We start from the raw sequence: 10,212 nt of genomic DNA, 5'->3' as shown, positions 1-10,212 counted from the left end.
GAGTATATTTAATAGAGTAAATGATTCTTAACTAGAGTTGTCTTTTAACTCTTAATATAATTTATGTGAATAAATTGTTAAATACATCAATAAAACTTCACTTACTTTACAATAATTCACATTTATTTATAAGTAAAAAACTAGACTTAGTTGACAAATAAATCATTAACCCAAAAGAAAGCTAAGGAATTATAAATTTTTTCTCTAGAGTAAACTTTATCTCCTCTTAGGATCATAGCTTTTTCTTAACTCATAAATAAGCATAATCAAATCTTTTTCTTAAAGTTTTTTCTAAAGAATTACAAGAAAAAGTTCTCAAATATTTTCTTGTCTGTGGTAAAATATGCACTGAAAAGAAGTGGATCTATTCCATAATTTTGCTATTTAAATATTATTTTTTTAGCTTTATTTTTATTTATCGTTTGTGAAAAATAAAAATCTAAAGAACACAAGTCTTACGTCGCATTAGGTTTATAGTGAAGTCGCTTAATGCCTGAGTTTGTGAATGAGATAATTTTCTCATTAAAACTTTAAACAGACTTCTTACTATTATAATTTGGAGAATAATAATGTCTGAGATTAGAAGACGCCGTACAAAAATTGTATGTACTATGGGTCCATCAACAGATGAAGGTGATAATTTAGAAAAAATCATCGCAGCTGGTGCTAATGTAGTTCGTATGAACTTTAGCCACGGTTCACCTGAAGAGCATATTGAACGTGCAGAACGTGTACGCTCTATTGCAAAAAAATTAGGCCGTGAAGTTGCAATCTTAGGTGACTTACAAGGACCAAAAATCCGTGTGTCTACTTTCAAAGATGACAAAAAAATCTTCTTAAACGTAGGTGATAAATTTATTCTTGACGCTACTTTAGGTCGTGGCGAAGGTACTCAAGAAGCAGTTGGTATTGACTATAAAGAATTACCTAAAGATGTTAAACCAGGTGACATTCTTTTATTAAACGATGGTTATGTACAATTAGTTGTAGACGCAACTGATGGTATTCGTGTACAAACTACAGTAATTGTTGCTGGTCCTTTATCAAACAATAAAGGTATCAACAAAAAAGGTGGTGGTCTAACTGCTCCAGCATTAACTGCAAAAGACCGTGAAGATATTAAATTAGCTGCACGTATTGGTGTTGAATACTTAGCGGTATCATTCCCACGTACAGGTGCTGATTTAGATTTAGCACGTGGTTTAGCTGAAGAAGCTGGTTTATACGCAAAAATCGTTGCTAAAGTAGAACGTGCAGAAGCTGTAGCTTCAGTTGAAGCTATGGATGATGTAATCAAAGCTTCAGACGTAATCATGGTTGCTCGTGGTGACTTAGCAGTTGAAATCGGTGATGCAGAATTACCAGCAATCCAAAAATTATTAATTGAACGTTGTCGTGCACACGGTAAAGTAATTATTACCGCTACGCAAATGATGGAATCAATGATTAAAAACCCATTCCCTACACGTGCGGAAGTAATGGACGTAGCGAATGCGATCATTGATGGTACAGATGCTGTGATGACTTCAGCAGAAACAGCTGCTGGTGACTACCCAGCTGAAACTGTAAAAACTATGGTTGATGTAGCTTTAGGTGCTGAAAAATTACCTTCAGTATCAACTACTCACGTAATTGAAAGTGAATTCACTTCAATTGAAGAGTCAATTGCTATCTCAGCAGCTCACTTAGGTAACCACTTACCAGGTGTTAAAGGTATTATTACTATGACTTCTTCAGGTCGTACTGCTTTATTAACATCTCGTGTTAACTCTTCATTACCTATTTACGCTTTATCTAAAAACCAAACTGTATTACGTACATGTGCTCTTTACCGTGGTGTTTATCCTTATTTCTTTGATGGTAACACACGTTCTAATGAAGGTATCCGTGCTGCAATTAATATGTTACGTGATAAAGGCTTATTCAAAAAAGGTGATAAAGTTATCGTAACTTCAGGTGATGCTGAAACTTTAGGTTCAACTAACTGTGCTCGTGTACTAATCGTTGACTAAAATAAATTATTCTAGATAAAAAAATGGACCAAACGGTCCATTTTTTTATACTTCAAATTTACTTACATTCGCCACTATCTTCTTCATATCAAAACTATGATTTTTCTTATAATTCTGTAAGAAAGCATCATGATCTAAAATTTCTTGATAGCACTTAGCAGCTTGCCCAAATACACAAGCATAAATTAATGCCGAAGACTGAATTCCATGGAACACACAGGTGCGTTCGGGTAAAATAGAAGCTTCTTGCTCTAAAGAAACACTATCAGGAATCTCATCTAAGACTATATCTAAATTGCGGAGTTTTTCACGTAAACTCTCACGTACAGCTTCAGTACTTAAAGGGTGAAATTTACAAAGAGCATATTTAACTCCCGCATCTATAACCTTCTGCACTAAAGATAAACTATATTCATTAAACTTACTATTATCGGTAATACTTCCCTGCCCTTCAAAAATAATTACATTAATGTATTGATTTAAGCCATCATGATTAGCTTTTAGTTCAGGGTGTTTAGCAAAGGTTTGCTTTCTTAACTCTTCAATTTGAGATTTTGCAGTTTTATCTTTTAAAAGGTTAGCATCTAAAAGCACAACTCTTTCAGGAGCAAAACCAAAGTAAGCAAAGGCATCCTTGGTTAATACATAATATTTACTGTCTTTATTTCTTAAAAAAGGATGTTCTTTTTCTAAGTCTTTAAAATTATAAAGCGTATACTCTTGATAGAAATTAACTCCTGAAGTTGCATAGGTAAACTCTGGATTAGTTTCTAAGTATTTAGCAACCATTGGGGTTAACTCGTGATTATAGTAGTCTACATCAATGTAATTTAAAGTTCCCTCTTCAATGTAATTCACTTGTACACAATTTGGAAGCTTACACACCACATTGGTGATTAAATCAGCAATATGTGGTACATAGGCAATAAATTTATTGTGTACCGGTGGGTGTTCGCGATCATAAAATTTTGTCGCTTGAGTGCTAATCGGCACAAATAACTCTTGAGTATTAAGTTCTTTACTATTACGATTAAATGCCGTATCGAGAATTTGTGCAAAAAGGCGAGCTAATAAAATTGAGTCTAAAACTCCACGCTCATTTACCTTATCAGTAGGAATCATCATATGCATGAGTTCTTGGCAGTTAATAATATTTCTTGCAGGAACTGTCTCTAGAGCTAAAGCATAAGATGAATCACGACAAATAATGTAAACATTATTTAAATCCAACTTTAATTGACGGATTATTAATTTGGTTACTAAGTTTGTAATCGCACTATGAATTACAAAAACATGTTTTAAATTCGTATTAGTCATTTATCTGTATAAAATCAAAGCTAAACTTACCCTTACATTATAAAAGAAAAACAAAAAAGAGTACCACTAAATTTAGCAGTACTCTTTCGTTTTCTTTGCTTAAGCAACTTGTGCTTCTTTAGTTTCAAAACGTTTATTACAAAAATTGTAACTTAAGAAACAAACAAAAATTAAAATCGAGAAAATTCCCATGGTCATCAACATAGTATAACCACGATAAGGATCTATATGTTGAGCTACCGCAGTTACAACTCCTGGAAGAATCCAACGTGAAATATTCACTAAACTAGAAGCTGTACCTGACTGACGATAGTGGATCTCTAAATAAAGGGCAATAGAGTTTAAGAAAATTAATGGGCTTGCTGACATAGCTAAAATCACTCCAATTAAAATTCCATAGAATCCAGTATCAAGAAGAGAAGCCCCTAAACAGAACACTCCTGACAATAACTGCCATACCATCCCCACTAACAATAATTTTGCTGGAGACATGTATTTCACCATTTTCGTATTGAAAATGTTAAATAATACTTGAGTAATCACACTAAGTACGAAAATATAAGGGAAAACTTGCTCACTAATGCCATAGAAGTTTTGGAATACTCCTGAAGCCATAGAAACATAAGCAAAGATTACACAACTCGAACAAGACATGAGCATAATTAACCAAAAAGAACGCCCATCTCCTAAAACTTGTCCGAAAATTTTAAAGGTTTGCTTAAAGTTTACTTTACGCTTAAATGCTGGATTTAAGGTTTCAGGAATAAATTTTACAAAAAGAGCAAAGCAAATTAAAGACATAATTCCAATACTATAGAAAATATAATGCCAAGAACTTGCTACAGCAATATATGCACCAATAAGAGGAGCTAAAAACGGAGCTGCAAAGAAGATTAAAGTAACGATTCCATTAATGCGGACAAAGTCAACCGTTTCATAAATATCACGTAAAATTGAGGTTGAAGAAACTAAAATTGCCGCACAGAAAAACCCTTGAATAAAACGCAAGGTGTAAAGCATGGTTAGATTATCTAAATGGGCAATCACGATTGAACTAATAAATAAGAAAATAAAGGCAATACTAGTTATTCCTTTACGTCCTATCGAATCGGCAAGCGGTCCCCACAGTAGCTGTCCTAAAGCAATCCCGACAAAATAAATTGAGAGAGAAAACTCAATTCTACTTACATCTACTTGATATTCTCGTGCCATCGCTGGGAAAGCACTTAAGTACATATCGATACAAAAAGGAAGTAACATTGACGTCAAGGCGAAAATTATAATTACTACCCATTGAGCCGGTAATAAACCTTGTAAATATCTTTTATGCTTGTGATCTAATTCCTCAAGATTATTTTTTGGAGAGAGGACATGACTAACTTGTTCTAATTCTGGATCTACTTCTTTAAAAGGAGATACACTAGGATTAGCTGCTGTCAATTTAGCTAGATCATCTTTTAATTCTTGTAGTTTAGCTTCCATGAGCTGGCGGCGACGTTGATTGATTTGCTCTACATCCGCTTGAGCTAAAATCTCTACCATTTTAGCTTTAATCTCATGAGAATCTAAAAAATCTTCTTTATAATTATTCTCACTAATCATAATCAAAGTACATTAAATTGACAAAAAAACTACACTATTATACAACAATTTACCTTAATAAGAATTACTCTTTTAAGTTAAATTGCTCTTTTAATTACAATAAAAAAAATCAAAGACTCGGTCTATATTTAGACTTGGTCTTTGATCTTTTCTTTAATTATTTGTAATTATCACGACGAGTTTGTACTGCATTAGCTAACATTGCTAATAATTCTTCGGTAGTTTCCCACCCAATACAACCATCGGTAATTGATTGACCATAAGTTAAACTATCAATGTTATCTTCGGTCAAATCTTGTCTGCCTTCAACTAAATGAGATTCAATCATCACCCCATTAATGCTGTAAGAACCAGATTTAATTTGTTCAGAAATATTTTCACAAACTAAGCTTTGACGACGGAAATCTTTTTCTGAATTAGCATGTGAACAGTCCACCATTACTGAAGCTGTAAATGGAGTTTTTTCTAATTTTTCTACCACTTTAGCTACAGATTCAGCATCATAGTTAGGACCATTTGACCCCCCACGGAGGATTACATGTACATCTTGATTTCCCGTAGTTTCAATAATCGCAACTTGACCAAACTTAGTAATTCCTAAGAACGTATGTGGATAAGAAGAAGATACCATAGCATCTACAGCAATTTGTACCGAACCATTGGTTGCATTTTTAAAGCCAATCGGACAAGATAAGCCTGAAGCTAACTCACGGTGAAGTTGAGATTCGGTAGTACGAGCCCCAATAGCACCCCAAGACATTAAATCTCCAATATATTGTGGAGACATAGTATCTAAAAATTCACCAGCAGTAGGCACACCTAATTCATTGATTTCCACAAGGATTTGACGCCCTAAAGCAATACCATCATTAATTTGATAAGTATGATTTAAATAAGGGTCGTTAATTAAACCTTTCCAACCTACAGTTGTACGCGGTTTTTCAAAATAAACACGCATTACAATACATAGTTGTTCACGATATTTTTCAATTTGCTCTTTTAATCTTAAAGCATACTCTCGAGCTGCTTTAACATCATGAATTGAACAAGGTCCAATTACTACGAGTAAACGGTCATCTTTGCCATGTAAAATATCAGAAACTTCTTTACGCGTTTGGGCAACACGATCTACGCCCGCTTTTGATAAAGGATAACGTTCAATAATTGACACCGGTGAAAGCATATCACGGATTTTGTGTACACGAACATTATCATTAGTGAAATTTATATCACCTTTTTTGAAATTAGCTGCTGACATAAAAGTAAAAAATTACCTCTTCTTGAGGTTTATCAAAATTATACACTTACTATCTTTTTTTATAAATGAGTTATAAAAAAGAACCTATAAAAGAGCTAATTCTTTAATAACACTTACATTCCCATATTGTAGCAAAAACAAAGCAAAGGTGCAAAAAATAATTAAACTTTAATATACTTCTTGCTCGTTCTTTCTTGTTAATTCTAAAAGCATATCTAAGTTGCGTTCTTGAATTTCCTGTCTACGCTCTTCAAGTTGCTCAGGACTGAGCATATAATGATCTATTACTTCTTCTGGTAACTCATGAATAAAGCGTGATACTTCAAGATCGCAAATTTCTCCACCACGTTTTGCACTTATTGAATAATTTAAGGTTAATTCTTTTTGTGCTCTCGTGATCCCTACATACATTAAGCGACGTTCTTCATCTATATTCCCCTCTTCAATACTAGTTTTATGAGGAATAGTTTCTTCTTCACAGCCCACTATATGCACATAAGGAAACTCTAATCCTTTAGAAGCATGAATGGTCATTAATTGCACAAAGTCTTCAGCTTGCTCTTTAGCCTTATTTGCCGACATCTCACGTAAGAACAATCTTTGCACTACCTCATTTAGTGTCATAGGGTTGCCATAGGCATCGGACATCCAACGTCTGACCATATCAAGCAGAATATTAATGTTCTTAATTTGTGCTTCTACGACATTTTTATTATCGGTTTGCTCATATAAAAACTGCTCGTAATCTAGCTCATCAAAAAAGGCTTTAAAGACAAAAAAGTCATTGTTATTATGAATCAACTCAGCCGTATGTGAAAGCAAATCAATAAAATCTTGTAACTGTTGTAAAGCTCGTCCATGAATCATGGTAAGTAAGTCGGGATGTAAACAAGCATCAAAGAAACTACAATTATAACGCTTAGCTACTTCTCCAATCGCTACCACGGTTTTCGAACCTATTTCCCGACGCGGAACATTAATAATCCGCATTAAAGCCTTGTCATCATCAAAGTTACTTAAAACTCTTAAATAAGCTAAACAATCTTTGATTTCGCTTTTTTCAAAAAAGGAAGCATCCCCGTTAATGACAATAGGAATATCATGTTCAGCAAACTCTTTTTCAAGTAAACGAGACTGGTGATTGCCTCGATACAATACCGCATAATCTCCGTACTTAGTATTATGGTTAAGTTTATGCTCAATAATTGCATTGACCACCGCAAAAGCTTCTTCTTCGGGATTTTCATGAGCAATAACTTTTATTAACTCACCCTTGCCATGTACCGATTTTAATTTTTTATGATAAATATGAGGATTATTACCAATTAACTTATTGGCAGCTTCAAGAATGTTTTCGGTAGAACGATAGTTTTGTTCAAGGAAAATAACTTTTAAATCGGGAAAATCTTCTTGCAGTCGATTCAGATTTTCAGGTTGAGCTCCACGCCAAGAATAAATTGACTGATCATCATCCCCAACCACCGTAAAATTAGGATCAGAACCTACAAGAAGCTTAACAAACTCATATTGACTAGTATTAGTATCTTGATACTCATCAACAAGTAAATATTTTACTTTTTTATTATATTTGGCTCTTACCTTAGCGTTATAACGTAAAAGAGTAGTTGGTAATAAAATTAAATCATCAAAATCTAAAGTCGAAATACTTTGCATATAAGTAAAGTAATAATGATAAATGCGACAATAGAAATTATAATTTTTAATAAACTCCGGATTTTTTGAAAAGACTTCAGGATTACCTGGCATATCTCCTGGAAGAAGCAATTTGTTTTTTGCCGAAGAAATAAAGTTTTGGGCTAGAGTAATTTGTTCATCAATTACTCCAGGAGAGTCTGTATGTAAAATCAAATCACGTAATAAAACTCTTTGATCATGAACATCAGAAAGAATAACCTTTTCTTTTAGGTTTAATAAACGATACTCTCGCTTAATAAAATTTAGTCCTAAGGTATGGAAAGTACTAATGTTTACTTTAGAACTAGTTTTAAGGTCTGCCCTTAGACGTTCACGCATCTCGGCAGCGGCCTTATTGGTAAAAGTAACCGCAAAAATATTTTTATCAGGAATCCCATGATTAATTAAATTACGAATCTTATTAATTATTACTCTAGTTTTTCCTGAACCAGCTCCTGCAATTACTAAACAAGGACCTTTAATTGTATTAACGGCAGCAGCTTGTTGCTCATTTAATTGCATATGTTATTTTTTTTCGATCGATTTAAAGAAATAATAAAAGAGGTTAAAGGGCTTTTGCAATTTGCAAAAGCCCCTTATAAAGTTAAAGTTATTATACCTTAATTTAGTTTAGGGATCAGAAAATAATCTAAGCCTTAGGTAAAACTTCTACATACTTAAGATGTTTTAATCTAAAGCCGGTAAGGAAAAGCACAAAAATGTAACTAACAATCCCCGCTAGGGCATAAGCACTTAAAGTAAGGATTTTATAGATAAGATTTTCTTGCCCCCACACGGTAAAACTCTGAGGTAAAAAATACAGCACTAAGCCAAGAGTAATGGTAGCCAGTAAAGCTCGTCCTAAGGTTAACCAAGCTAAAGGGCTAAAACCATAGTAATCTTTTTTCCATAGGAGAGTGTAGATTATAAACATATTCAAGAAAGAAGCTATGGAAGTAGATAAAGCTAAAAACCAAAAGTTTATCTTTAAGGCAACTACATTTAAAATTATATTAATACCAATCGTAAATAAACTTACATACATTGGAGTTTTGGTATTCTCACGAGCGTAAAACCCATTATTTAAAGTTTTAGTTAACATGGATGGGAGGATTGCAATACTAAAGCAGATTAAGGCTATATTGGTCATCGCTAAGTCATCCATTGTAAAACGTCCGTGTAAAAATAACACATCAATAATGTAGGCTCCGAGAAAAATTAATCCTACAGTTGCAGGTAAGGCAATAAGAAAAATCATTCTTACCCCCCAATCCATAGCTGCATGTACTCCTTCTCTATGTTCTTGACTAGGGTTTTCTTTAAATAGTTTTACCTTACGAGATAAGGTTGGTAATAAAATAGTCGAGATGGCTACCCCAAAAATTCCTAAAGGCAGTTCTATTAAACGCTCAGCATAGTATAACCAACTCATAGCTCCAGCCGCAAAAAAGGAAGCAACTATAGTATTAATGAGCATATTTAATTGCGATCCCGAAGCTCCAATTAATGCGGGAAGCATATTTTTAAATAAAGTTTTTAAGCCTGAGGTTATTTTTAAACTCGGAAAAACGAGAAACCCTATACGATATAAAAATGGGATTTGAATGGCTAGTTGCACTAGACCACCAATAAAAGTTCCCAAAGCTAAAGCTAAGTTTACATCTCCCCCTACATAAGGAGGGAGAAATAAAGCACAGAGAATTAAACTTACATTTAAGAGAGCTGGAGTAAAAGAGAACAAGGCTACTTTTCCAACTACATTTAAAATAGCTCCTGATAAAGCCACTAAAGAAATAAAGAATAAGTAAGGAAAAGTTATCTTTAATAAAAAAGAAGCTTGAACAAATTTATCACTTGTTCCCGCAAGATAATCTTGATACCAACCATTAGCTAAGGCAATGGTAAACCAGCCACTACCCAGCACTCCAATAATGGTAATACTTAACGTAATTAATGATAACCAGCCAAAAGCACTTGCGATTAAAGAACGCATTTGGCTTTGATCTTCTTCAGTGTAATACTTTGAGAGAATAGGAACAAAAGCCTGAGAAAATGATCCTTCAGCAAAAAGACGACGAAACAAATTTGGAATCCTTTGCGCAAAAACAAAGATATCAGAAGAAGATCCTAAAAGGTTTGCGGTTACCATATCACGAATAAATCCTAAAATTCGTGAAAATAATGTAAAACCAGAAAAGATTAATCCAGTTTTTAAGAGATTATTTGACTTTTTCATTGGGTAAACAACCTGAAAAAAACTACAAAGTTTTAAATTCCTTAATTATAAATCATTATCAAATTAAAGATGTGAATTTATTTATTGAGAAT

Annotated in this window: 6 protein-coding genes; 1 reads left to right on the top strand and 5 read right to left on the bottom strand. The window is 33.5% G+C overall.

Translation table 11 applies throughout. From position 1 onward, the window contains the following. Positions 1-569 precede the first annotated feature (569 nt). Positions 570-2,012 carry a pyruvate kinase gene (gene pyk, locus CKF59_RS04265; protein ID WP_119534736.1) on the top strand — a complete coding sequence of 481 codons (1,443 nt, stop codon included), beginning with the start codon at positions 570-572 and terminating at the stop codon, positions 2,010-2,012. A 45-nt stretch (positions 2,013-2,057) separates the two neighbouring features. On the opposite strand, the gene CKF59_RS04260 is transcribed toward pyk, so the two are convergent. The 5 genes from CKF59_RS04260 to murJ all read right to left on the bottom strand — a co-directional run bounded on the left by CKF59_RS04260 (position 2,058) and on the right by murJ (position 10,120). Further along, entirely contained in the window at positions 2,058-3,329 is a 1,272-nt protein-coding gene (locus tag CKF59_RS04260) for a polysialyltransferase family glycosyltransferase (RefSeq protein ID WP_119534735.1), read from the bottom strand. Between the two features lie 99 nt (positions 3,330-3,428). Next, positions 3,429-4,931 carry a Bcr/CflA family efflux MFS transporter gene (locus tag CKF59_RS04255; RefSeq protein WP_119534734.1) on the bottom strand — a complete coding sequence of 501 codons (1,503 nt, stop codon included), beginning with the start codon at positions 4,929-4,931 and terminating at the stop codon, positions 3,429-3,431. A 157-nt stretch (positions 4,932-5,088) separates the two neighbouring features. Then, positions 5,089-6,189, bottom strand: a complete 1,101-nt coding sequence (locus tag CKF59_RS04250; protein ID WP_281270078.1) for a 3-deoxy-7-phosphoheptulonate synthase — start codon at positions 6,187-6,189, stop codon at positions 5,089-5,091. A gap of 168 nt (positions 6,190-6,357) precedes the next feature. Beyond that, on the bottom strand, positions 6,358-8,406 hold the full coding sequence (locus CKF59_RS04245; RefSeq protein ID WP_119534733.1) for a UvrD-helicase domain-containing protein: 2,049 nt from the start codon (positions 8,404-8,406) through the stop codon (positions 6,358-6,360). 127 nt (positions 8,407-8,533) lie between these two features. Then, positions 8,534-10,120, bottom strand: coding sequence for a murein biosynthesis integral membrane protein MurJ (gene murJ / locus CKF59_RS04240; protein WP_119534732.1), 1,587 nt, complete (start codon positions 10,118-10,120; stop codon positions 8,534-8,536). Positions 10,121-10,212 lie beyond the last annotated feature (92 nt).

The organism is Psittacicella gerlachiana (assembly GCF_003585965.1).
Lineage (GTDB): Bacteria > Pseudomonadota > Gammaproteobacteria > Enterobacterales > Psittacicellaceae > Psittacicella > Psittacicella gerlachiana.
The sequence above is the reverse complement of the archived record's forward strand: the minus strand, read 5'-3'. Positions and strand labels throughout refer to the sequence as shown.

Excerpts from the sequence above, each read along its gene's own strand:
- pyk (WP_119534736.1), top strand. The coding sequence starts at position 570 with ATGTCTGAGATTAGAAGACGCCGTACAAAAATTGTATGTACTATGGGT.
- CKF59_RS04245 (WP_119534733.1), bottom strand. The coding sequence starts at position 8,406 with ATGCAATTAAATGAGCAACAAGCTGCTGCCGTTAATACAATTAAAGGT.
- CKF59_RS04250 (WP_281270078.1), bottom strand. The coding sequence starts at position 6,189 with ATGTCAGCAGCTAATTTCAAAAAAGGTGATATAAATTTCACTAATGAT.
- murJ (WP_119534732.1), bottom strand. The coding sequence starts at position 10,120 with ATGAAAAAGTCAAATAATCTCTTAAAAACTGGATTAATCTTTTCTGGT.
- CKF59_RS04260 (WP_119534735.1), bottom strand. The coding sequence starts at position 3,329 with ATGACTAATACGAATTTAAAACATGTTTTTGTAATTCATAGTGCGATT.
- CKF59_RS04255 (WP_119534734.1), bottom strand. The coding sequence starts at position 4,931 with ATGATTAGTGAGAATAATTATAAAGAAGATTTTTTAGATTCTCATGAG.